The organism is Variovorax sp. PAMC26660 (assembly GCF_014302995.1).
Taxonomy (GTDB): domain Bacteria; phylum Pseudomonadota; class Gammaproteobacteria; order Burkholderiales; family Burkholderiaceae_C; genus Variovorax.
Genome location: NZ_CP060295.1, coordinates 688,775 through 711,477 on the forward strand (window position 1 = coordinate 688,775; position 22,703 = coordinate 711,477).

General features: G+C 66.7%; 25 protein-coding genes. 10 read left to right on the top strand and 15 right to left on the bottom strand.

The features are described from left to right. Positions 1-58: 58 nt before the first annotated feature. Genes H7F35_RS03195 through H7F35_RS03205 form a run of 3 tightly spaced genes read right to left on the bottom strand, consistent with a single transcriptional unit; the run spans position 59 to position 3,667 of the window. Positions 59-850: an aspartate/glutamate racemase family protein gene (locus tag H7F35_RS03195; RefSeq protein ID WP_187111539.1), complete on the bottom strand. Its 792-nt coding sequence runs from the start codon at positions 848-850 to the stop codon at positions 59-61. 31 nt (positions 851-881) lie between these two features. Then, positions 882-1,946 carry a DUF917 family protein gene (locus H7F35_RS03200; RefSeq protein ID WP_187111540.1) on the bottom strand — a complete coding sequence of 355 codons (1,065 nt, stop codon included), beginning with the start codon at positions 1,944-1,946 and terminating at the stop codon, positions 882-884. 50 nt (positions 1,947-1,996) lie between these two features. Next, a complete protein-coding gene (locus H7F35_RS03205) occupies positions 1,997-3,667 on the bottom strand; it encodes an OPT/YSL family transporter (RefSeq protein WP_187111541.1) in 1,671 nt (556 codons plus the stop codon). A gap of 159 nt (positions 3,668-3,826) precedes the next feature. Between H7F35_RS03205 and H7F35_RS03210 the strand changes: the two genes are divergently transcribed. The 4 genes from H7F35_RS03210 (at position 3,827) to H7F35_RS03225 (ending at position 7,404) form a co-directional block, all read left to right on the top strand. Then, on the top strand, positions 3,827-4,600 hold the full coding sequence (locus tag H7F35_RS03210) for an IclR family transcriptional regulator (protein ID WP_187111542.1): 774 nt from the start codon (positions 3,827-3,829) through the stop codon (positions 4,598-4,600). Positions 4,601-4,728: 128 nt separating this feature from the next. Next, entirely contained in the window at positions 4,729-5,763 is a 1,035-nt protein-coding gene (locus H7F35_RS03215; RefSeq protein WP_187111543.1) for an ABC transporter substrate-binding protein, read from the top strand. Continuing rightward, a complete protein-coding gene (locus H7F35_RS03220; RefSeq protein WP_187114114.1) occupies positions 5,763-6,620 on the top strand; it encodes an ABC transporter ATP-binding protein in 858 nt (285 codons plus the stop codon). The genes H7F35_RS03215 and H7F35_RS03220 overlap by 1 nt, the downstream gene beginning before the upstream one ends. 13 nt (positions 6,621-6,633) lie before the next feature. Beyond that, positions 6,634-7,404, top strand: a complete 771-nt coding sequence (locus tag H7F35_RS03225) for an ABC transporter permease (protein ID WP_187111544.1) — start codon at positions 6,634-6,636, stop codon at positions 7,402-7,404. 57 nt (positions 7,405-7,461) lie between these two features. On the opposite strand, the gene H7F35_RS03230 is transcribed toward H7F35_RS03225, so the two are convergent. Continuing rightward, on the bottom strand, positions 7,462-8,421 hold the full coding sequence (locus H7F35_RS03230; protein WP_187111545.1) for a DUF3829 domain-containing protein: 960 nt from the start codon (positions 8,419-8,421) through the stop codon (positions 7,462-7,464). Between the two features lie 98 nt (positions 8,422-8,519). Then, the gene (locus H7F35_RS03235) at positions 8,520-8,750 is read right to left on the bottom strand and encodes an oxidoreductase-like domain-containing protein (RefSeq protein ID WP_187111546.1); all 231 of its coding nucleotides are present in this window, start codon (positions 8,748-8,750) and stop codon (positions 8,520-8,522) included. 73 nt (positions 8,751-8,823) lie between these two features. Here H7F35_RS03235 and H7F35_RS03240 point away from each other — a divergent pair, with 73 nt between their 5' ends. Next, positions 8,824-10,020, top strand: a complete 1,197-nt coding sequence (locus tag H7F35_RS03240) for an acyltransferase family protein (RefSeq protein WP_261803506.1) — start codon at positions 8,824-8,826, stop codon at positions 10,018-10,020. On the opposite strand, the gene H7F35_RS03245 is transcribed toward H7F35_RS03240, so the two are convergent. Together H7F35_RS03245 and H7F35_RS03250 are read right to left on the bottom strand one after the other, a co-directional pair. Continuing rightward, a complete protein-coding gene (locus H7F35_RS03245; protein ID WP_261803507.1) occupies positions 9,956-11,302 on the bottom strand; it encodes a sensor histidine kinase in 1,347 nt (448 codons plus the stop codon). The two genes, H7F35_RS03240 and H7F35_RS03245, sit on opposite strands and share 65 nt — an antisense overlap. Beyond that, positions 11,299-11,982 (bottom strand): response regulator transcription factor, encoded by a 684-nt coding sequence (locus H7F35_RS03250; RefSeq protein ID WP_187111547.1) that lies wholly within the window; start codon positions 11,980-11,982, stop codon positions 11,299-11,301. The genes H7F35_RS03245 and H7F35_RS03250 overlap by 4 nt, the downstream gene beginning before the upstream one ends. A 125-nt stretch (positions 11,983-12,107) precedes the next feature. Between H7F35_RS03250 and H7F35_RS03255 the strand changes: the two genes are divergently transcribed. Continuing rightward, positions 12,108-12,797 (top strand): phosphatase PAP2 family protein, encoded by a 690-nt coding sequence (locus tag H7F35_RS03255; RefSeq protein WP_261803508.1) that lies wholly within the window; start codon positions 12,108-12,110, stop codon positions 12,795-12,797. A 15-nt stretch (positions 12,798-12,812) separates the two neighbouring features. Here the strand turns inward: H7F35_RS03255 and H7F35_RS03260 are convergent, their stop codons facing one another. Beyond that, positions 12,813-13,256, bottom strand: a complete 444-nt coding sequence (locus H7F35_RS03260; RefSeq protein WP_187111548.1) for a GlcG/HbpS family heme-binding protein — start codon at positions 13,254-13,256, stop codon at positions 12,813-12,815. Positions 13,257-13,345: 89 nt separating this feature from the next. Between H7F35_RS03260 and H7F35_RS03265 the strand changes: the two genes are divergently transcribed. After that, positions 13,346-14,248 carry a LysR family transcriptional regulator gene (locus H7F35_RS03265; RefSeq protein ID WP_187111549.1) on the top strand — a complete coding sequence of 301 codons (903 nt, stop codon included), beginning with the start codon at positions 13,346-13,348 and terminating at the stop codon, positions 14,246-14,248. A gap of 11 nt (positions 14,249-14,259) precedes the next feature. Here the strand turns inward: H7F35_RS03265 and lpxO are convergent, their stop codons facing one another. From lpxO to H7F35_RS03280, 3 genes are all read right to left on the bottom strand, one after another. Continuing rightward, entirely contained in the window at positions 14,260-15,156 is an 897-nt protein-coding gene (gene lpxO / locus H7F35_RS03270; protein WP_116914233.1) for a lipid A hydroxylase LpxO, read from the bottom strand. Positions 15,157-15,251: 95 nt separating this feature from the next. Then, on the bottom strand, positions 15,252-16,679 hold the full coding sequence (locus tag H7F35_RS03275; RefSeq protein WP_187111550.1) for a sensor histidine kinase: 1,428 nt from the start codon (positions 16,677-16,679) through the stop codon (positions 15,252-15,254). Then, positions 16,676-17,359 (bottom strand): response regulator, encoded by a 684-nt coding sequence (locus H7F35_RS03280; RefSeq protein ID WP_187111551.1) that lies wholly within the window; start codon positions 17,357-17,359, stop codon positions 16,676-16,678. Before H7F35_RS03280 ends, H7F35_RS03275 begins: the two co-directional genes overlap by 4 nt. Before the next feature lie 152 nt (positions 17,360-17,511). Here H7F35_RS03280 and H7F35_RS03285 point away from each other — a divergent pair, with 152 nt between their 5' ends. Then, positions 17,512-18,630 (top strand): alpha/beta fold hydrolase, encoded by a 1,119-nt coding sequence (locus H7F35_RS03285; protein WP_187111552.1) that lies wholly within the window; start codon positions 17,512-17,514, stop codon positions 18,628-18,630. Between the two features lie 31 nt (positions 18,631-18,661). Here H7F35_RS03285 and H7F35_RS03290 read toward each other — a convergent pair whose 3' ends face one another. Continuing rightward, complete coding sequence (locus H7F35_RS03290) at positions 18,662-19,534, bottom strand: NAD(P)-dependent oxidoreductase (protein ID WP_187111553.1); 873 nt, start codon at positions 19,532-19,534, stop codon at positions 18,662-18,664. A 114-nt stretch (positions 19,535-19,648) separates the two neighbouring features. Here H7F35_RS03290 and H7F35_RS03295 point away from each other — a divergent pair, with 114 nt between their 5' ends. Next, positions 19,649-20,002, top strand: a complete 354-nt coding sequence (locus tag H7F35_RS03295) for a winged helix-turn-helix transcriptional regulator (RefSeq protein WP_187111554.1) — start codon at positions 19,649-19,651, stop codon at positions 20,000-20,002. Between the two features lie 22 nt (positions 20,003-20,024). Further along, positions 20,025-21,215 (top strand): serine hydrolase domain-containing protein, encoded by a 1,191-nt coding sequence (locus H7F35_RS03300; protein ID WP_187111555.1) that lies wholly within the window; start codon positions 20,025-20,027, stop codon positions 21,213-21,215. 12 nt (positions 21,216-21,227) lie between these two features. On the opposite strand, the gene H7F35_RS03305 is transcribed toward H7F35_RS03300, so the two are convergent. The 3 genes from H7F35_RS03305 to H7F35_RS03315 are packed head-to-tail and all read right to left on the bottom strand — an operon-like array spanning position 21,228 to position 22,649. Beyond that, complete coding sequence (locus H7F35_RS03305) at positions 21,228-21,629, bottom strand: OsmC family protein (RefSeq protein ID WP_187111556.1); 402 nt, start codon at positions 21,627-21,629, stop codon at positions 21,228-21,230. Positions 21,630-21,657: 28 nt separating this feature from the next. Further along, complete coding sequence (locus H7F35_RS03310) at positions 21,658-22,146, bottom strand: GNAT family N-acetyltransferase (RefSeq protein ID WP_187111557.1); 489 nt, start codon at positions 22,144-22,146, stop codon at positions 21,658-21,660. Positions 22,147-22,181: 35 nt separating this feature from the next. Continuing rightward, a complete protein-coding gene (locus H7F35_RS03315; RefSeq protein ID WP_187111558.1) occupies positions 22,182-22,649 on the bottom strand; it encodes a winged helix-turn-helix transcriptional regulator in 468 nt (155 codons plus the stop codon). Between the last annotated feature and the right edge of the window lie 54 nt (positions 22,650-22,703).

A 22,703-nucleotide genomic window follows, 5' to 3' on the forward strand; every position in this document is an offset into this window, starting at 1 on the left:
GCATCAATGAAAACGCCCCGCTGCGGTCATCGCAGCGGGGCGTTTTTCTTGGGCTGTCTCAAGCGTTGAACGGCGATGCGATGGGCACCTGCGCCGGGTCGAAGACGTTCCAGGCCAGCAGCTCTTCGGCTTCAGGCGGCGGTTCGCAGCCACCCACGCGGCTGGGCTTCCAGCCGAAACGCTGCTTCGTATCGGCCAGCGCCTCGGCGCGCTTGAAGGCGGCCAGCGCCGAGTCGATGACGGGCACGCCCAGCACGTCCTGCAACTGCCTGTAGAAGCCGAACTCCAGCGTGCAGCCGAGGATCAGCGCCTCGGCGCCGTCTTCGTCGATGGCGCGGCGGCCCTGCTCGACCATGCGGCGCACGGTCTCGTTGCGGTCGCGCTGGAAGTCTTCCACGCCCAGTTGCAGCGCGCGGCACGAGGCCAGCAGATGGCCGTGGCCGTACTCGCGCACGCGCGACTCGATGCGCGGTACCCACTTGCGGCGCCCGACGATGATCGACACCTTCTGCGCCAGGTTCGAGGCGACCTCGAACGAGGCCTGGCACGGCGCGACCACCACCGTCTCTCCCGAGATCTCGCGCGCCTCGACCAGCACCGGGTCGTAGAAGCAGCCGACCACCACGGCGTCGAACTGCTTCACGGCGGCATCGCGCACCACGCGCACGATGTCGGCGCCCAGCAGCGCCTCGTAGCTCTGGTACTCGACGTGGTGTTGCACCGAAGCGTTTCGCAGCGACACCACTTCGACTTCGGTGCCTTGGTTTTTCACCTCGGCAAACTCCTGGGCAAAGCGTTCGTTGTAGGTGTCGTTGCCGACGGTTCGGATCCATCGCACGCGCAATGTCATGGTGATTCCTCCCTGTGTAGGTTTGAACGGATCAGGCCAGCGCTTCTTCTTCAGGTGCGAAGGCCTCGCCCAGCGACTTTTCCAGCGGCCGGTACAGCTCGGGCATGAACATCGTGCGCGACAGCAGCAAGCGCGCGCGCGGCGCGACCAGCACGCGCAGCTTCGCGCCCTGGCGCACATGCGCCGACACCACCGGCTGGCCATCGTCCGAGAAGGTCATCACCAGATCGGGGAAGCGCGCGATGCGCTTGCCGCCTTGTTCCAGCAGCATGTATTCGTTGATGAAGCGCAGCGTGGTGCCGGCCGCGTCGTCGAGTTCGACCACGCCCACGTCCAACCCTTCCTGCTGCTCGCAGCGGTAGGTGCGCACTGTCCCCTCGGCCACGATGCGGCCGTCCAGCGAACGGGCCACGGCATCGACGCCGCCGTCGAGGTAGGTCTGGCCCAGCGCGATCGCATGGCTGATGGCACCCGGCGCGCCGTGCTGCCCCGCATAGCCCACGCTCACCGGATTGCGCGCCACGGCCACGAGACCGCCCGCCTCGACCGAGGCGCGGCGCACCACGGCGGAGGTCTGTTCGAGCCGGCCCGACACCACGCCTTCGACATAACGGTGCGGCTCGCCGCCGGCATAGGCCTGGATCGACAGGTAGTCCGGCTCGGTGTGCAAGCCCAGCGCGCCCATCACGCTCGACGGATGCGCGCGGCCGTTGCAGGCCAGGTCGATCACGGGCAGGCCGGTCATGGCGGCGTGGAACCAGCCATTGACGGTGGTTTCAGCGCCGTTCTCGTTGGCATGCAGGCCGACCAGCTTCTGGCCCACCGGCAGTTCGCGGCGCAGCAGCTCGATGGTGCGCAGCAGGTGCGCGGGCTGCACATGCGGATCGGGTGCGGCGGGTGCGCCGACCAGCGCCATGGTGGCGGTGAGCGCCGCGGGGTCGAACTCGTCGATGCTCCACAGTTGCGGTGTGCCGACCTGCAGCGCGAGCTTCGCGGCGCGCTCGCCGGCCTCGATCAGCCCGCCACCGCCGCCGCCGAGGATGGCGCCGCCCCAGATGGCCGCGCGGACGTCGTCGCTTGTCAGATTGCGTTTCATGGATTCGTTGTTCCTGTGTGATGAAGGGAAGAAAAGACAGATGCAGAGCGCTACTTGCGCAGGCTCTTCACGGCGCCGGAGAAGAAGCTGTAGAGCGCATCACCTGCGATCACGCCGCCCGCGAAGACTTCGAGCTTTTCGCGCGCGGACACGCCGACCACGCGATGCACGACAAGGCGGCAGGCGATGCCGGCCGCGACCATCCAGCCGGCCATCGGGCTTGCGATGAGAAGGCCTGTGGCGAACAGCACGCCCAGTTGCTGGCGCGAACCGCCCAGCACTTGCAGGATCGCGCCCGGCACGGCCCACAGCGCCAGGTTGCGCGCCGTGTCGCCCGAGATGCCGGCCTTGATGGCAGCCACGTAAGCGGCATTGATGGGCGCCGTCTGGTGGTTGGCGAAGAACATCTTGTAGGTGCAAGCGACCACGACGATGGCCACCGCGAAGCCCACCATGCCGGCGATCATCTGTTCGCGCCGGCCGTCCAGCTCGAACGCGGTGCCCGAGGTTTCGCCACGCAGGATGTGGCCGGCCTTCAGGTCGTAGCCCATGTCTGCGAAGGCCGGGCCGGTGGCGGCAGAAAAGCCGGCCAGCACCACCAGCGCCTCGGGCGGAAAGCCGATCAGGATGCCGATGAGCAGCGAGATCAGCGCCACCGCGAACGCGGGGAACCAGCCCGAGTGCATCGCCGCGATGCCGACGATCAGCTCGTGCACGAAAGCCGCAAAGGTGCCGTAGACGACGAAGCACACGAGCATCGTGGGCGACATGCCGGTGTATACGCCGGTGCCGACGGCCAGCAGCACCATGATCGCGAGATAGCCGACGCTGCCCAGCCGCAGCGAGCGGCCCAGCGCGGTGGCGCCGCGTGCTTCCTGCGTGTCGGCGGCTGCGTTGCGCGAGCCGCTGTCGCGCTTCTTCAGCACCACGCGCCCCACCTGTACCAGCGCGACGATGCCGGCGCCGATCATCATGCCGTGCGGGACGTACAGCGCGCCGATGTCCAGGCCGAAGAGCGGCGCCGAATAGCCGCGCACCAGCAGCCCGATGCCGAAGGCGATCATGGCGCCGAGGCCGCCGATCAGCGCCACGCCGAAGGCCGACATCGGCAGCTTGAACACCGCGCCCGCCACACCCGTTGCCAGCCCGCCGAGCAACAGCCACGCCTGCTTGCCACCGCCGTCACCGGCCTTGATGGCCTCGGCCGCGGCAATGCCCAGCGGCCACGGGTTCCTGGCCGGAAAGGCCGGCGTGTCGAACATGCGATAGAGCAGCCAGGCGTCGAGCAGCATCGCCAGGCTCACGCCCACCAGCATCGGCACCACCATGTCGGGCAGGCCGAAAAGAAAGGGAATGCCGATCGGCAGGAACAGGCTGTTGGCCGCGCCGAAGGTGGCCGACGAAATGCTGGTCTGCGCCAGGTTCTGCGCATGCACCGAGCGAAAGCCACGGAACATGGCCAGCGGCACCCGCGCCAGCGTCATGGCCGCGAGCGCGCCGATCAGCGAAGTGCTCGGCGTGATGCCCAGGCTCGCCAGCATCTGCATGCCGACGATGGCGCCGAACACGCTCAGTACCACCGTGAGGATCAGGTTGGCGGGTGCCAGCGCCTTTGGATGTGGGTGATGGTGCGGGCCGCTCGATGCCTGCGCAGCCAGCCGGGCCTTCGATGCAGCGCCTTCGTCGTGCAGCGGTGCGAGCGCCGTCACTTCATGGGTCATGGTCATTCCTTGAAAGCTCCATATTTTGGAACTACATCCAATAAAATAGAACCGAATGATAGATCGGCGCAATCCGCTGTCAAGACGTGTTCGCGCCGATCCGGGAAGACCCCGACGCTGTCGAACCTATGATCCCCAACCCGCCACAAGCCAAGAAATATGAGCACCCTCGCCAACGCCATGGACGTCCTGAAGCTGATCGCGCGGCTGCGCCGCGACATCACGGTGACGGACGTGGTGACCGAGCTGGGCCTGCCGAAAAGCTCCGCCTCGCGCACGCTGAGCATGATGGCCGGCTACGGTTTTCTCGACCGCGATGCGGCCACCCGCGCCTACCGGCCGGGCGGCGTGATCATGGAAGCCTCCTACCACTTCCGCGCATCGCGCAACACGGCGTCACTGGTGGAAGAAGCCCTCGACGCATTGGTGCGCGAGACCAGCTTCACGGGCTACATCAACGTGCTCGACGGGGTCGACACGCTGGTGATCCAGATGCGTACCGGCGCCGGCGCGCTGCAGATCTACACGCCGCCGGGCAGCCGTGCGCCGGCCTATTCGAGCGCCATGGGCCGCGCGCTGCTGGCCCGCCAGAGCGACGAAGAAGTGACGGCGCTGCTCGGCAGCCGGCTCGACCAGGGCCGCGGCCATGCCCCCAAGACGCGAAAGGATTTGCTGGGCCGGCTGGCCGTGATTCGCGAGACCGGCTGGGCGTTGTCGCGCGGTGAATACGTGACCAACGTGGCCGGCATCTCCGCGGCGGTGTTCGATGCCGCCACGCGCCAGACCTACGCCTTCGGCATCGCGCTGCCGGCGGAAATGCTGTCGGAGCCGCTCATCGAGCGCTTCAGCGCGATCGTGCGCGACGCCGCCAGCAGCGTCGGCAAGCGGGTGGGCGATCCGTATTGGCTCGGCTTCGGTGCATCAAATGCCTGAGACACAGAGCTGAACCCCTGAAGGGTGCAGGCCATGCACCACCGCGTTTCACCGGAAGGGTTCGCACCAATCGCGTGCGGGCACCGTTTTTGCTTGAATGCCGAAGCATTCACATTCACGGAACCCGCATGAACAAGCGCCAACTGGTCCAGTCCTTCCTCGCCGCCTCGGCCCTCAGCTTCGGCCTGTCTTCGGCCTTTGCGCAGACCCCGACGCCGATCAAGTTCCAGCTCGACTGGCGCTTCGAAGGACCGGCCGCGCTGTTCCTGCATCCCGCGGCCAAGGGCTACTTCAAGGCAGCCGGTCTGGACGTGACCATCGACGCGGGCAACGGCTCGGGCGGCACGGTCACGCGCGTGGCTTCGGGCGCTTATGAAATGGGTTTTGCCGACCTCGCGGCGCTGATGGAATTCCACGCCAACAACCCCGACAGCCCGAACAAGCCGGTCGCGGTGATGATGGTCTACAACAATACGCCGGCCTCGGTCATGGCGCTCAAGAAGAGCGGCATCACCAAGCCGGCCGACCTCGCGGGCAAGAAGCTCGGCGCGCCGGTGTTCGACGCGGGCCGCCGCGCGTTTCCGATCTTCGCCAAGGCCAACAACATCGGCGCCGTCAACTGGACCGCCATGGACCCGACGCTGCGCGAAACCATGCTGATGCGCGGCGACATCGACGCCATCACCGGCTTCACCTTCACCTCGCTGCTCAACCTCGAAGCACGCGGCGCCAAGACGGCCGACGTGGTGATCCTTCCCTACCCCGACTACGGCGTGAAGCTCTACGGCAACGTCATCATCGCGTCGCCCAAGCTCATCAAGGAGAACCCGGCGGCGGTGAAGGCCTTCCTCTCGGCCTTCACCAAGGGCGCGAAGGAAGTCATTGCCAACCCTGCGGTGGCCATCGAATCGGTGAAGGCACGCGACGGCATCATCGACAGCAAGCTCGAAACGCGCCGCCTGCAACTGGCCATCGACACCGTCATCAACAGCCCCGACGCGCGCGCCGAGGGCTTCGGCGGCGTCAACGCGGGCCGCATGGCGCTGATGGCGTCGCAGGTGTCGGACGCCTTCAACACCAAGACCCGCGTGAGCCCCGATGCCGTGTGGACGGCCTCGCTGCTGCCGCCCGCCGCTGAACTCAACACCGTCCTGCGCAAGTGATGCAGGCAGCCGCACCGGACACCACGGCCCCCTTCGTCGACTTCCAGGACGTCTGGCTCGCCTACAACGAAGAACTGCTGCGCGAGAACCACTTCGCGGTCGAGGCCATCGACCTGAAGGTCAAGCGCGGGGAATTCATCGCCATCGTCGGGCCTTCAGGCTGCGGCAAGTCGACCTTCATGAAGCTCACCACGGGGCTGAAGATGCCGTCGATGGGCAAGATCCGCATCGACGGCGCACCGGTCACCGGGCCGCTGAAGATTTCCGGCATGGCCTTCCAGGCGCCCTCGCTGCTGCCGTGGCGCACCACGGTCGACAACGTGCTGCTGCCGCTGGAGATCGTCGAGCCCTATCGCTCGAACTTCAAGGCCAAGCGCAAGGAATACGTCGAGCGCGCGCGCAAGCTGCTGCAGAAGGTGGGCCTTGCGGGCTATGAAGACAAGTTTCCGTGGCAGCTTTCGGGCGGCATGCAGCAGCGCGCAAGCATCTGCCGCGCGCTCATTCACGAGCCCAAGATGCTGCTACTCGACGAGCCCTTCGGCGCGCTCGACGCGTTCACGCGCGAAGAGCTGTGGTGCATCTTGCGCGACCTCTGGACCGAGCAGCAGTTCAACGTGATCCTGGTCACGCACGACCTGCGCGAGTCGGTGTTCCTGGCCGACACGGTGTACGTGATGAGCAAGAGCCCGGGGCGCTTTGTGGTCAAGCGCGAGATCGAGCTGCCGCGTCCGCGCGAACTCGAAATCACCTACACCAAGGAGTTCACCGACATCGTGCTGGAGCTGCGCGGGCACATCGGCGCCATCCGCAACACGGGCATCAGCGCGGCGCAGACGGCCGCTGCCGTGTCACATTGAGCGGAGCGCACCCATGAAGAACACCAAGCAAATCGAACGCTGGTCGCCCTGGCTGCTGCTGGTCGCCGTGCTCATACTTTGGCAGGTCATCTGCGCGGGCTTCGAGGTCTCCGACTTCATCTTCCCGAGCCCGTGGCGCATCTGGACGCAGTTCTGGGAATACAAGGAAATCATCGCGGGCCATGCGTGGCGCACCTTCTGGGTCACGATGGCGGGCTTCGGCCTGGCGATCGTGGTGGGCGTGCTGATGGGCTTCGTCATCGGCAGCTCGCGCATTGCCTATGCGGCGATCTACCCGCTGATGACGGCCTTCAACGCGCTGCCCAAGGCGGCCTTCGTGCCGATCCTGGTGGTGTGGTTCGGCATCGGCGCGGGGCCGGCGATTCTCACGGCCTTCCTGATCAGCTTCTTCCCGATCATGGTCAACATCGCGACCGGCCTGGCCACGCTGGAGCCGGAGCTTGAAGACGTGCTGCGGGTGCTCGGCGCCAAGCGCTGGGACGTGCTCATGAAGATCGGCCTGCCGCGCTCCATGCCCTACTTCTTCGGCTCGCTGAAGGTCGCCATCACGCTGGCCTTCGTCGGCACCACGGTGAGCGAGATGACGGCCGCCAACGAAGGCATCGGCTACCTGCTGATCTCGGCCGGCTCGGCCATGCAGATGGGCCTGGCCTTCGCGGGCCTGATGGTGGTGGGCGCGATGGCGATGCTGATGTATGAACTCTTCAGCGTGATCGAGAAGCACACGACCGGCTGGGCGCATCGCGGTTCGCAGAACCAATGATGCGCGGCCACCACTGACCGGCCGGCACGCGCCCTGCGGCGCGTGCCGGTCAGTGGCTCAATCCCCGCAACTGTTCGACGCGTCGACCGCCTTGTTGCGCATGTCGAACCACTGGTTCGCGGCATCGGCGACCGCCTTGCCCGAACCGTCCTTCATGGCGCTCACCAGCGTGCGCGTGCCACCGATCAAAGTGTCGATCTTGTCCTTGTACATCGCGCACACCGGGTCCCATGCGGGCGGTGCCTTCGGGTCCTTGCGCAGCGTGCCGAGTTCGGTGTTCGCGGCGCTCACGGCCTGCAGTGCGGTGTCGATGGCAGGTACGTTCTGTTTGTCGTCGAGCGCGAGCTTGACGGCGCTGGCGAGCTTGCGGGTTTCGAGCGACACCTTCAGCTTGTGAAAGCCCAGGGTGCCCGGCTTGAGCGCGGCCAGCTCCGCCTCGTCGCGCTTGAGCGTCTGCCCGGACAGGGCGGTGCCGAAGGTCGCCGTGGCCTTGTTGGCCGCACCGAGTGCCGCGACCAGCGGCGCATCCATCTGGCGCGCCTTGGCGCCCTTGTCGCTCAGGTATTCCTTGGTGCTTTCGTAGGTGCGGGCTTCCTTGATCAGCGGGTTGACCGCTTCGAGCGCGGCCTTGAGCACCTTGCCCGGCTCGTCCAGCTCCGGCAGTGGCTGCGTCATGGCCATTGCCTTGTCGAAGGCGCGCAAGGCGTCGTCGACGTCACCACCACCGAAGCTGTAGCTGTCGAGCGGCGCGCCGGCCTTGGCGATCTTCGGGTTGGCACGTTGGTAGTCGCGCAGGATCTTGCCGAAGCTGTGCCATTGCAGCAGCTTGTTGTAGGCCACGACGTAGGCGTTGAGCTTTTCGGCTTGCTGCTTCTCGGGCACCACCAGGCCGGCCGGGGCCACCGCAGCCGACGGTGCCGCAGGGGCTTCTGGCTTGCAACCGGCAAGCACGACGACCAACGGCAGCGCGAGAACGGAAACGAGACGAGCGACGTTGCTTCGGCGAAATGCTGTCATGCGGATTCCTCCTGAATTTGCGAATCGGCCACTCTATACGGCGGTGACCGCCGAGGCCTTCAGGTTCGTGTGCTAGTGCAAGCCATTGCGGCGATGCCTCAGGCCGAGTCGAGCAGCAGGGAAGCCTCGTCGCGCCAATAGGCCACTGCCGCCAGCCAGCCCTCCCACACGCATCCATTGCAGCCGCGACCACAGCAGGTGGTGGGCTCGGACGGTGGCACGCGCAAGGCGACCTGCTGCATCGCGGCTTCGGATTGAATGGCCGCGATCAGCGCCTGGGCGCTGGCAAGGTCGACAGGCTGGGGAAGGTCTAAGTCGGCGAAAGGCATGGGCAGCGTTCGATTGTCGGTGCTTCAGCAGCCCTTCAGGCTCGACCCGAAGAGCTCGCACAGAATCGCCGCGATGGCCCGTCTTGCCACCGCCCCGCTCCCATTGCAAACCACGCCGCCGCGCATGGCGCACGTCGACCTGCTGCGCGGGCTGCTCGTGGTGTTCGTCGTGCTGCTGCACGCGAACCTGCGCATTCCGTTCGGGCCATCGGAGCTGGCGCAGTCGTTGGGGCCACGGCTCATGGGCATCCTGTTTCGCAGCGGCTACTACGCGGTGATCGTGTTCTTCGTGGTCTCGGGCTATCTCATCACAAGCGCATCGATACGGCGTTGGGGCGATCTGTCGCAGGTGCGGCCGGCCGCCTTCTATCGCCTGCGCGCCGCGCGCATCCTGCCGAGCCTGCTGTTGCTCCTGATGGTGCTGAGCGTGCTGCATCTGGCGGGCAGCACATGGTTCGCACTGGACGCGGGCAAGGTCTCGCTGTGGCGCGCATGGCTGGCGGCGCTGGGGCTGCATCTGAACTGGCTGGAAGCCCAGGTCGGCTACCTGCCCGGGCCGTGGGGCGTGCTGTGGTCGCTGTCGGTGGAAGAGGCCTTCTACCTCTTCTTTCCCCTCCTCTGCGTGCTGACGGGCAACGAGCGGCGGCTGGGCTTGCTGCTGCTCGTGCCGATCGCACTCGGGCCGTTTGCGCGCAGCGTGTTCACCGACAACGAGCTGTGGCAGGACCACGCGTACCTCTCCGGCATGGACGGCATCGCCTTCGGCTGCCTTGCGGCCCTGCTCGCGCACCGCATGCCCCGGTTGCCGACGGTGACCATGCAGCGGCTCATGCTGTTCGCGGGCGTGGCGCTGAGCGTGGGGGTCTTCTGCTTTCGCAAGGAAGCGTTCCATCTGGGCCTGACGCGCTTCGGCCTGCAGGTGACGCTGCTGGAACTGGGCGTGGCGCTGCTGCTGGTGGTCACGCAGTGGCGGCCGTGGACGTGGTGCGCAGGTGTGGCGGCCGCACCGCTTCGCTGGTTCGGGCGCAACAGCTACGAGGTCTATCTGACGCACATGTTCGTCGTGATCCCCGGTGCCTGGCTGTACCAGCAGACCGGTGCGCCGGCTGCGTGGATTCCGCTCTGGTTCGTGGCCGTGGTCGCCGCCTCGGGCCTGCTGGGGCAGGTGGTAGCGCAGTGGTTTTCCGAACCCTGCAACCGGGCACTCAGGCGTCGAGGTTCAGCTCCAGCCGCATCTTCGCGCCCCCCGATTCGCCCGACCCGATCGTGAGCTGCCCGCCGTGCAGGCGCGCAACCTCGGCAACCAGGTGCAGTCCGAGCCCTGCACCGCGCCCGCGCGGCACGAGCCGGTGAAACGGCGCCACCACGCGCTCGCGGTCCGCCTCGGGAATGCCGGGGCCCGAGTCCAGCACCTCGATGCACGACGGCTCGCACAGCCGCACCTGGATGTCGCAGCCCTGCCCGCCATGCTCGATGGCGTTCTGGATCAGGTTGGCAAGCGCGCGTTCGAGCGAGGGTGCATCGCCACGCACCATCAATGCCAGGGGCGCGTCGACCGACAGCGTGCAGCGGTTCATGATCGCCAGCGGCGCAATGTCGGCCGCCGCGCGCTCGCACAGCGCCTTCAGGTCCACCTGCTGGTCGTGCGATGCGATGTGGTCGAGCCGCTGCAGATCGAGCAATTGCTCGGCCAGCGTGGCCAGGCGCGCCGAGGCCTGCATCAGCTTCACCTTGAGCGCACCGCTCGGCAGCCCTTCGAGATGAATCTGCAGCGTGGTGATCGGCGTGCGCAGCTCGTGCGCGGCGTCGGCCAGAAAACGTTCCTGCCGGTCGTAGCCTTCGTTGAGCCGGTCGAAGGCGCGGTTGACCGCATTGACCAGCGGCCGGATCTCGCTGGCCACGTTGTCCAGCGGCAGCCGCGTGGTGCGTTCGTGCACGTCGATGCTCTCGGCATGTTCGGCGGTGGCCACCACGCCCTTGAGGCCGCGCTTCACCACGAAGGGCGTGGCCAGGATCACGCCGAGGCTGGTCAGCAGCGCCATCGGCGCGACCAGGAACAGGAACACGATGCCCGTGCCCTTGAGCGTGTTCTTGACCGTCAGCGGGCCGCCGGTCTGGGCCATCACGTTGACCGGGCCCGCGCTGGTTTCCACGCGCTCGAAGCGGGCCTTGGGCTGCGTGTTGTCCGGCGAGGGCTCGATGCCCATGCGTTCCATGCCGTCGAGTGCCGCCAGCAGCGCGACGTACCTCGGCGGCACCTCGCCTTCGCGGACTTCTTCGCCCTTGGTATCGCGGGCGATGAACCAGAAGGGCGGATCGGCCTTTTGCAGGCGCTGGAACTCGGGCGTTGGCGCCATGACGAGCTTGCCTTCGGCATCGCGGGCCAGCGCCCGCTGGATCACCCCGATGGTCTCCTGCCCGGTTTCGTCGACCACGCGGCCCAGCACCCAGGCCAGGCCGATGAAACCACCCAGCACCAGCGAACCGACCACCACCTGCAGCAGGATCAGGCTCCAGATCAGCCGCCACCGCAGCGAGAGCAGGCTCATCATGGGGAAGACGACGCGGCGCAGATCAGATAGCCCACGCCGCGTATCGCATGGATCTCGACCTGCGCGCCGGCCTTGTCGAGCTTGGAGCGCAGGCGCGAGACGTGCGTGTCGAGCGCGTTCGACTGGATCTCGTCCTTGTGGCCGTACACGCGGTCTTGCAGGGTTTCGCGCAGCACCGTGCGGCCCCGTTGCTCGAGCAGGGTTTCGAGCACGAGCAATTCACGGCGTGGCAGCGTGAAGCTCGACTCGCCCACGTGGGCCTGCCGCGCGTGGTGGTCGAAGCGCAGTTGCCCCAGCGTCATGACGAGGTTGGCGCGCACGGCGGGGCGCCGCGCCAATGCACGCACGCGCGCCATCAACTCGTCCATTGAAAAAGGCTTGGCCAGGTAGTCGTCCGCGCCGCCGTCCAGGCTCAACACACGCTGGGCCACGTCGGTCATGGCGGTGAGCACCAGCACGGCGGTGGCAATCTCGTTCTGGCGCAGGAAGGCCACCAGCGACAGGCCGTCGCCGTCGGGCAGCCCGCGGTCGAGCACGATCACGTCATGCTGGGCACCGAGCACGGCCTCTTCGGCTTCGCGCAGCGAGCTGGCCACATCGACCACCGCCTGGTTCTGACGCAGCGCCGATGCCAGGGCTTGCGCCAGATCGACTTCGTCTTCGACGAGCAGGATTCTCATGAGGGATGGTGACGCGCCGGTTGCTGAAAAAATAAGCGGGTCATTTTAGGAGAGACCTTGCGCAATGTTCGCGCAATGCACGCGCATAAGCTGTGTCGTTTCGTCCTACTGAAGAAGCTGCATCGGTGACATTCCGCCCCGCGAGCCCCTCCTCCTTTCCCTCCGTGCCCTGGTACATGGCATTGGGACAGCGGATCGCCGCGCTCTGGCTGGTCAAGATGATCGGCACCACGCTCGGCATCTCGGGCTTCTTCGTCCTGTACTTCTGGGTGATGCACAACCCGCCGTCGGAGCCGACGGTGATGCCGCTCACGCCGCTGGACCACTGGGTCGGCGTGAGCGACGACGCCATGCTGCTGTACGGCTCGCTGTGGTTCTACATCTCGCTGGCCCCGGCCCTCGCGAAGGACAAGGCCGAACTGTGGGCCTGCGCGCGCGACGCCGCGATCATGGCGGCCGTTGGCCTGGCGGTCTTCTGGCTTTTTCCGACCACGGTGCCGGTGTTTCCGGTGGACTGGGCACAGTACCCGGCGCTGCAGTTCCTCAAGGCCACCGACGTGGGCGGCAATGCGTTCCCTTCATTGCACGTCGCGTTCGCGGTGCTCACCGCCGTGCTGCTGGGGCGCCAGTTGCGCAGCATGAAGGCGCCCGCGTGGACGCATGCGGTGAATGTGCTTTGGTCGCTCGGCATCGTCTACTCGACGCTGGCGACGCGCCAGCACGTGCTGATCGACGTGCTCGGCGGCACGTTGCTCGCGGGCGTGGTGAGCTGGGTCGGAACCACGCGCGGCCGGCTCGTCTTGACCGAAGCCTGAGCCGGCCCGTCAGGATCAGGCAACGGCCTGCGCCCCCACGGCCGCCACCTGCGCGTCCTGTGTCGACTGCATGCCCGAGACGCCGATGGCGCCGATCAATTGCCCGTCGTGCATCAGCGGCAAGCCGCCTTCGAGCGGGCACGCGCCTTCGGTGGCGAGCAGCCGCAGGTTCAGCCCACCCGCGGCCAGCGCTTCTTCGAACACGCGCGTCGGCCGCTTGAAGCGCACGGTGCTGCGGGCCTTGGCCTGCGCGATCTCCACGCTGCCGGTCTGCGCGTGGTCCATCTTGTGCAGCACGACGAGGTTGGCGGCGCTGTCCATCACGGCGATCACCATCGGCCAGCCGTTGACGCGTGCCTCGGCCTCGGCGGCGGCGGCCACGCGCCGCGCCACATCGAGGGACACGGGCGCGCCGTAGGGAATGAAGGGTTGTTGCTGCGTTGCTGGCGCGATGTTCATGCGAAGTCCTTGGAAGATGAAACGAACGATGCGCCGAACGATAGCGACGGGCAGAATCAACCGCCATTCCCCAAACCTTCGCATCTGTTGTGCACGAATCGCCAGCTCACCCCCACGACGCCGCACTCGCCTCGCTCACCTGGGACGACATCCGCTATTTCGTGGCGGTGGCGCGCGAGGGCAGCCTGTCGGGCGCGGCCCGGCAGTTGCGTGTCGAGCATTCGACGGTGGCGCGCAGGGTCGGCGCGCTGGAGTCGCACATCGGCGTGCGCCTGTTCGATCGCCTGCCGCGAAGCTGGGCACTGACCAGCGAGGGCGAAGCGCTGCTCGCGCCCGCCGAGCGGCTGGAGCAGGAGGTGATGGCCTTCGCGCGCGCCGCCGCCGCCAGCACCGCTGCGCAGGGCACGGTCAGGGTTTCGGCGCCGCCGGCCTTTGCCAGCCACTTCATCGTGCCGTTGTGGGCCGCACAGGCCGGGCGGTGGCCGGGCATCGAACTGGACATCGTCGGCGAGCTGCGCAGCGCCAACCTGCAGCGGCGCGACGCGGACATCGCACTGCGCTTCATGCGCCCGACCGAGCCCGGCCTTGCGGCGCGCAAGCTCGGAGAACTGTCGTTCAGGCTGTACGCCGCACCGGCATGGCTGTCACGGCCCGAAGCCGACTGGCGCTTCCTGGGCTACAGCGATCCGCCCGGCAACGTGCCGCACCAGCGGTTGCTGGCCGACATCGCGGGCGAACGCCCTTTCGTGCTGCGCAGCAACGACCTGACGGCGCTGCACAACGCCTGCCGCGGCGGTCTCGGGCTTGCGATGCTGCCGGACTTCATGGCGCGCGGCGACGCGCTGCTGGTCGAAGTGCCCGGCGAAGGCCGGCCGGCAATGCGGGAGATATGGAGCGTGGTGCACCCCGATGTGAGGCGCTCGCCGCGCGTGCGGGCCGTGGCCGACGCGCTGGCGGAAATGGTCGGCGCCCACGCCGGGCGCCTTGCATGAACCCTGGCTGGTTACCAGAAGATCCAGAGGGCGAGGCCACCGAAGATGGCCCACTTCACGAGGTAGTACGCGCGCTTGTCCCAGGCCTTCAGTCGCTTGCCGACCACGCGGATCTGGTAGATGTACTTGAACGCGCGGTTGATGCCGCCCGTCTTGTCGCCCGCGTCATTGGGCGAGCTGGCGGCGGCCAGCAGGTTCTTGGCGAACCAGCGGTTCACCGCGCTGGCCCATCGGTACTTCAGCGGGCGCTCGATGTCGCAGAACAGGATCACGCGGTCGTGGTCGGTGGTGTTCTCGGCGTAGTGGATGAAGGTTTCGTCGAACACCACGGCCTCGCCGTCGCGCCAGTGGTAGCGCTGGCCGTCCACGTCGATGTAGCAGCCTTCGACGCCTGGCGTCCACAAGCCCAGGTGATAGCGCAGCGAGCCGGCGAAGGGGTCGCGGTGGCGCACGAGGCGGCTGCCGGGTGGCAGCTCGGCGAACATCGCCGCCTTGATGGTGCCGATGCCCTTGAGCAGCTCGGTCGTGCGCGGGCACAGGACAGCCGCCGAGGGATGAGCCTCGTCGTACCACTTCAGGTAGAAGCGCTTCCAGCCGCTCTTGAAGAAGGAGTTGAAACCCACGTCGTTGAACTGGCTCGATGCCTTGATGCTGCCGCCGTTGCGCATGGCCAGCGCTTCTTCGCGGATGACTTCCCAGTTCTCTTCGAGGATGCGCATTTCGGGAAACTGCGCAGGCGACAGGTACGGCGTACCCGGCACCTTCGAGAAAAGGTACATGAAGACGTTCAGCGGGGCCAGGAAGGTCGAGTGGTCAGAGAGCTGTCTGAAGAACTTGTGCCGGACCTGGCCACGGAAATGAACGTAGAGCGCGCTGAGCGCGAAGATAGCAAGAATGACCCACTTCATTTTTGAAAGTGTCCTGTAGAGCGCACCGGCTAGTGTAAATCGCGGCCCCGAAACGGACCTGACCAAGCCCTTTGGCCACGTCCCGGAAGGGATCTTCAGCTGCAGAGCATGGGCTGGGGCGCATCGGCCATCGCCAGCGGCAGCCGCACGGAGGCCAGCAGACCACCCCCCGGCGCTTCGCCCAGGACCACCTCGCCACCGTGCTTGTCGACCACCGACTTGACGATGGCCAGCCCCAGGCCGCTGCCACTCTGGTTCTGATCTGGGTTGCGAAAGAACCGGTCGAACACCCGCTCGCGCAGCGCGGCCGGAATGCCGGGGCCCTGATCGGCCACCGTCAGCAGGGCTTGCTGCCCGTCCTGGGCCACATGCACCATGACCGTTCCGCCCGGCGGGCTGTACTTGATGGCGTTGTTGATGAGGTTGTCGATCATCGAGACCAGGCTCTCGCGCTCACCCAGCACCGGCACGCGGTCGTCGCTCACCAGTTCCAGCTCGACGTCGCGGGCGCTGGCCAAGCCTTCGATCATGGCGAGCCTGTCCTGCACCAGCGCGTCGAGCGACAGCATGACCGGTAAGGCGTTGTCAGAAACGGCGTCGCTGCGCATGAGCTGCAGCAACTGGCCCACCAGCCGCGCCGCGCGGTCGTTGCTTCGCAGCAGATTGCCCATCAATTCCCGCTGGCCCTCGTCGGTGCTCTGTTCCTTGAGTGCTTCCACGTTCACCCGCATGGCGGCCAGCGGCGTGCGCAGCTCGTGCGCCGCATCGGCGATCAGGCTGCGCTCGCGCGAGGTGCTGTCGCGCACCCGCTGCAGCAGGCTGTTGATGCTGTGCACCAGCGGCTTCAGCTCCTTGTGGGGCGGCGCATACGACAGCGGTGTCAGGTCGTTGGGGCCGCGCTCGGAGGTCTCCTTGCTCACCTGGCGCCACGGACGCAGCGCCAGCCGCACCGACAGCCAGGCCGGAAAGATCAGAAACGGCAGGCTGATGACCAGCGGCAGCAGGTAAAAGCCCCGGTTGATGACCGTGACGGTCAGCCGCCAGACGCTGGGCTCGGCCAGCATCACGCTGGTATCGGAGTTGGGAGACTGCAGCGTGCGCGCACGCCACTCGCGCCCGCCCGCCTTGACGGTCTCGATGAGATTCGGCGCCGAATTCAGGATGACGGGCACCGCCGCCGTCGAACGGTAGATCAGCTTGCCGCGTTGCCACACCTGCATGACGGGCGAGGTGTCGGAGGCGGCGTCGCCGTCGCCCACGGTTTCGAGCAATGCGGCGTCGAAGGCGGCGAGCGTTTCCTGCTGCTTGTCGGGCCGATCGACCAGGTTCTGCGCGATCGAGGTGACCGTCTGGTAGATCTTGTCGTACTTCAGAAGCTCCGGGTCTTCGTAGGAGTCGTACAGCAGCAGCGCAATGGCCATGGTCCACAGCAGGGCGACCACGCCCATCTGCGCCAGCAGCAGGCGCCGCATCAGGGAAGGTTGTGCCCAGTTCTTCCAGCGCTGCGCCAGCGCCTGCATCATTTCGGCGTGCTCCGCACCAGCGATTGCACGTCGATCACATAACCGATGCCACGCACCGTGCGGATATAGCCCTGGCCGATCTTGCGGCGCAGGTTGGAGATATGCACTTCGAGCGAGTTGCTGCCATTGGCCTGGCCACCGGGCAGCACCTGCTCTTCCATCACGCGGCGCGTCACCACGCGGCCGGTGCGCTTGAGCAGCAGCGCCAGCAGATCGAATTCGCAGCGCGACAGTTCCACCGGCTCGCCGTCGACGATCACGCCGCGCGTGGGCTCGTGCAGCGCCAGGCCGCGCATGCGGATGGTCTCGTCGTTGAAGCCGTAGCTGCGGCGAGCGAGCGCCCGCACACGCGACAGCAGCTCGGCCAGCGCGAAGGGCTTGACCAGGTAGTCGTCCGCACCGTCGTCCAGGCTGCGCAGGCGGTCGTTGAGCGCATCACGCGCGCTCAGCACCAGCACCGGCAGGATCTGGCGGTCGCGGCGCAGGCGAAACAGCAGGTCGAGCCCGTCGCCGTCGGGCAGGCCCAGGTCGAGCAGCACCATGTCGAAGGTGCCGCCGTCGAGGGTACGCAGGGCGTCGTCGAGGCGGCGGACCCACACCACGTCCATGCCTTGATTGGCCAGCGCAATGCGCACGCCGTTGCCGAGATCAAGGTCGTCCTCAACAAGCAAAAGATTCATGGGTCTCCACGCGAACTCGCCCGATTTCGGGATAAGGCCGAAGTATCTGCCAAGCACCATCCACGCACTTCAGGAAATCTTCATGAATGCTGCAGGGGTTCTTCAGGTACGAAAACGACACTGGATCGATGCCTCACACACGGAACTTCGACGTGAATCGCCCCCCTGTCCAGCCGCTTCGGCCCACCCGGTTTCAACCGGGGCGCAGGGACATCCTGCGTACCCTGGCACTCACCGGTGTGGCCGGTCTCGCGGCCTGCGGCCGCAGCAGCGCTCCCCACGTGGGAGCGGGCAGCAGCGCGGGCCACGGCCCGGTTTCCGTCACCAACCGCCGTGTGAAAGTGTCGACCGCGCCCGACGTGTCCTTACAGGTGCGCGACTGGCAGCGCCCCGGCGCCACCGGACCGACCATTGTGCTGCTGGCGGGCCTGGGCGGCAACGCGCGGTGTTTCGACAGCCTTGCGCCCGCGCTGGCTTCCCGCTCGCGCGTGGTGGCGATCAGCCGGCGCGGCTACGGCCAGTCCGACAAACCACGGCCGATGAAGACGGCGACCCAGCATTACGAGGTGGACACGCTCACCTGCGACCTGAAGGCGGTGCTCGATGAACTGGGCCTGCTGCGTGTGGTGCTCGGCGGCCATTCGATCGCGGGCAACGAGCTGACGCGCTTTGCGGGGCGTCACCCCGAGCGGGTGCGAGGGCTCATCTACCTCGACACCAGCTTCGACTACACCGTGAGCGGCGACACCGGCGGCGAGGAGCCGCCGCTCAACCGGCGGCTCGACGAGCCCAGGCCAGGCCCCAAGGACGGCCGCTCGCTGGAGGCCGCCATCGCGTTCAACCGACGCAAGACCAAGAACTGGTGGCCCGCGCTCGAAGCGAACCTGCTCGCTGCCGTCGACCTGCGCGCCGACGGCAGCGTGCGCATGAACACACCCGAGGACATCGACACCGCCATGGACACCGCCGCCCACAATTTCTCGCCGGACTACCGGGCCGTGCGCGCGCCCTCGCTGGTCGTGACCGCCCTGCCCGCAGACAACCGCGACCTGTTTCCCTGGCTCGAACTGCCGCTCGATGCAAAGACGGAGAAAGACGCGGCGGACTACCTGCGCATCTTCCGGCACGCGCGCATTTCGGACTCGAACCGCCTCATGACCGCCCTGAACACACCGCACCGCCTGACCCTCGACAACTGCAGCCACACCGACTTCTACATGGAGCGCGAAGCCGAGGTGTTGCGGGCGATCCAGTTCATGACATGGGCTTGAGCTTCCATTGCCCTTCCTATCGGTGCGCCATCTATTGACGCAACAACTTGATCAGCGCCGCCAGCTCCTCGCCACCGAGTCCTGCCGCATCGGCCCGCTTGAAAAGGCCCGCCGCAAAGGCCGGAAACTCGGTGTTGATACCCGCTTCTTGCGCCGCCTGCAGAATGCGCTGTGTCGCCTCGACCGAAATGCGCATCGGGCTTTGCGAGATCGTGAAGTCGCCGGACTGGATCACGGAGCCTTCATGCTGAAGGAAGGCCGCGAAGGTCGGCATGATGCCGGCGACGATGCGGCCGAATTCGGCCACGTCGAAGCCTTCGTGTTCGGCAATGCGCGCGCCATGCAGAAAGCCGAGCATCGTGCCGTAGATGGTGGACAGCGTGGCCAGGTCCATGGCCGCCGCCGCGCTCGCCTTTTCGCCCAGGTAGACGATGCCGCCGGCCAGCACCTTCAGCCACGGCTCGGCTTCGCTGAACACGCCTTGCGCGCCGGACGCCAGCAGCGGCGTGTCGGAGCGGCCCATCTGGTCCGGCGCGGCCTGGATCGCACCCTCGAGGTACGCGGCGCCGTGCCGGTGCGCCCAGGCTTCGGCGTCGCGCGCATCGCGCGGGCTGCCGGTGGTCAGTTGCACCAGCAGGCGGCCGTCCATCGCGGCCGCCACGCCGTCCATGGCGAAGATGGCATCGGCGGCGCGGTAGTCGTACACGCACATCACGGCGACGCGGCTGGCCCGCAATGCTTCGGCCGCGCTGCGCGCCAGCACGGCACCCTTGGCCACCAGTGCATCGGCCTTGTCCGCCGTGCGGTTCCACAACGTGACCTTGTAGCCCTGGTCCAGATAGATCTGTGCAATGACGAGGCCCATCGCCCCCAGGCCCAGAACGGAAACTTCCTTGTTGCTCATGACGATTTGTTCGCAGGTTGTGATGACGCCCGCATCGTAGGAATTTCGCCTCCCAACGGTCAAGTACCTACAATAAAGTAAGGTACTTACAAAAACGTCAGTAATGGAACCCTCATGAAGTCCAAGAAGCCCTACAACTGCGGCATCGGTCCCGCCTTCGACGTCATCGGCGGCAAGTGGAAAGCGGTGATCCTCTGGGAGCTGCACGCCAAACCCTGCCGCTTCGGTGAACTGAAGCGGCTGCTGCCCGGCATCAGCGAGAAGATGCTGATCCAGCAATTGCGCGAGCTGGAAACCGACGGCATCGTCCATCGCGAGGTGTTCCACGAAGTGCCACCGCGCGTCGAATATTCCGAGACCAAGCTGGGTGCGACGCTCAACACGGCGCTGGGGGCGCTGGCCGATTGGGGCGACCTCTACGCCAAGCGCGTGGATGCCGCACGCAAGAAGGCCGAAGCGGCGAAGTGATCACGCGAGCCGGAGAAACCACATGCCATCGTTGCTGAAGATTTCGTCGGCCGTGCTCTTCGCGGCCCTGCAGCTTTCGCCCGGTCTGGCGCTGGCTCAATCGGCGTGCGCGTCCTCGCCCGTCTACGCCGGCCCGCCGATGCGTTCGGCGCCCGAGTCGGTATGGCGGAAAGACTTCAGCCGTTCCATCGATGGCGAACTTCCGACCGAGTTGCAAAAGACCCTCGGCGACGCGCTCGACAAGATGCTCCAGCACGTGCCCGCCGCCAGCGTGGCGGTCGCGATTCCGGGCGAAGGCATGTGGTCCGCCACGCGCGGAATGGCGAACAAGGCGTCGTCCACGCCGGTCGTTGCCGACCAGGCCTTCCAGGTCGCCAGCACGGCCAAGACCTTCACGGCGACCGTGGTGCTGCAACTCGTCGGGGAAGGCAAGCTGAAGCTCGGCGACAGCATCGACCGTTGGTTTCCCGATGCACCGAATGCGCGGCTCATCACCATCGAGCAACTGCTGCGGCACACGAACGGACTGGTGAGTTTCAACGCGCTGCCTTCGTTCGGAACGAAGTACCGCCCGCCCGCCGAGATCATCGCGCTCGGCACCGCGCAGCCGCCGCAGTTCTGCCCCGGCACGGGCTGGAGCTACACCAACACCGGCTACGCCATGCTGGGCGTGATCGTCGAGAAGATCGAAGGCATGCCGCTGTCCGAGGTGCTCGCGAAACGGCTGCTGCAGCCGCTGTCGCTTTCCCGCACGGTGATGCGCCGGCCCGGCGTCGCGCTGCCCGTGGTGGCGGGACATTCGGCTGGCCGCCCCGTCGACGATGCGCCGGACCAGTACGCCACGCCCTACGCGGCAGGCGCGCTGGCATCGACCGCGGGCGACCTCGTGCACTTCTGGCATGCGCTGCTGGCCGGACAGGTGCTGCCCACGCAGACGGTGCGCCGCATGTTCACCGACATGCCGCCGATGCTCGGCCCCTATGCCGGGAGCAATGCCTTCTACGGCATGGGCGTTCAGCTCTACGACGTGCCCGACGGCCCCGGCCTGATGCTCGGCCACAGCGGCGGCATCGAAGGCTTCACGAGCATCGTGGCCTATGTGCCGGCCGACGACGTGTACATCGCCGTAGCGTTCAACGAGAAGAACGTGCCGGCGGAAGCGGGGCTGTGGGCGCTGCTGCGCGCCCTGCGGGCCTACCGCGTGCTGCGCTGATCAATCAATCAATCAATCGGCCCAGCCGGTCTCGATCTCGGTCTTCACCTCGGTCATGAGCTTGTGGATGGGGCACTTGCCGGCCACGCGCAGCAGCTCGTCGCGCTGTGCTTCGGTGAGGTCGCCGGTCAGGCGCAGGCCGGACTTCAGGCGGTAGACGCCCTTGCGCTCCTCGCTGTCGTCGCGGTCGACCACCACCTCGATGTCTTCCACCGGAATGCCCTTGCGGCGCGCGTAGATCAGCACCGTCAGCGCCTTGCAGGCGGCCAGCGATGCGTCGTACAGGTCGTGCGGCTCGGCGCCGCCGTCGCTGCCACCACCAGCCGGCGAGGCATCGACCGGAATCTCGTGGTTGCGGATCTTGAGGATGTGGCGCGTGCCGGTGGTGCCGTCGCGGCGAATTGAAATGCTCATGCCGGTGTCCTTGGTGAAGGGAAAGGGTTCAAAGGCCGAGCGGTTTCACGTACAGGATGGTCGTGAAGCCGCTGTGCCATTCGAGATCAGGGTAGCGCCCCGCCTCGCGGTAACCGTGCGCCAGGTAGAAGCCCTGGCTGCTTTCGTTGAAGGTGTCAGTTTCGAGTCGCGCCACGTCGACGCCCGCCGCGCGCATGCCGTCTTCGGCGAAAGCCATCAGCGCGCGGGCGACGCCCTTGCGCTGGTGCGCGGTGGGCACGTGCAGCGCATGCACGAAGTCGTGTTCCCAATGCACCATGCCGACCACTTCGCCGTCGATCTCGGCGACGAAGAACGCAGTGCCCATCTGGTCGATGTAGCCGATGGGCTCGCCGCTGTCCCGGTAGACCTGCAAGGCCTCGGGCGTGAGCTGCGGCTGCCAGGTGCTCGCGAAGCTGTCGTCGAGGATGGCCTTGACGACGTCGAAATCGGCGAATTGCCAGGGGCGGATGACGATGGGAATGGCTGTGTCTTGCATGCGCCCGAGATGGTAGCCGCCGTGCACAGCGATCGTCAGCGGTCCACCGCCAGCATCAGCGTTTCCTTGATCTCTTCCATGACCACATAGCTGTGCGACTCGGCCGCCACCGGCAGCTTCTTCAGGATGTCGCCCAGCAGGTGCCGGTACTCGCTCATGCCGCTCAGACGCGCCTTCACGAGGTAGTCGAAGCTGCCCGATACCAGGTGGCATTCGAGCACCTCGGGCATGTGCAGCAGCTCCTGCTTGACCTTGTCGAACACCTCGCCCGACTTGGCCGACAACTTGATTTCGACGAACACCAGCAGCGTCTTGCCCAGCGCCTCGGGCGACACCCGCGCGTGGTAACCGGTGATGACGCCGTCGCGCTCCATGCGCTTGACGCGCTCCGCGCAAGGCGAGGCCGACAGGCCGATGTGCTCGGCCAGCTCGGTCATGGAGACACGGCCCTGGCGTTGCAGCAGGTCGAGGATCTTGCGGTCGATTCGGTCGAGTTCGGGCATTTCACTCCGGGCGCGTCATTCGGCGATTCCTGACAGTGAATTCCACCGCCAAAC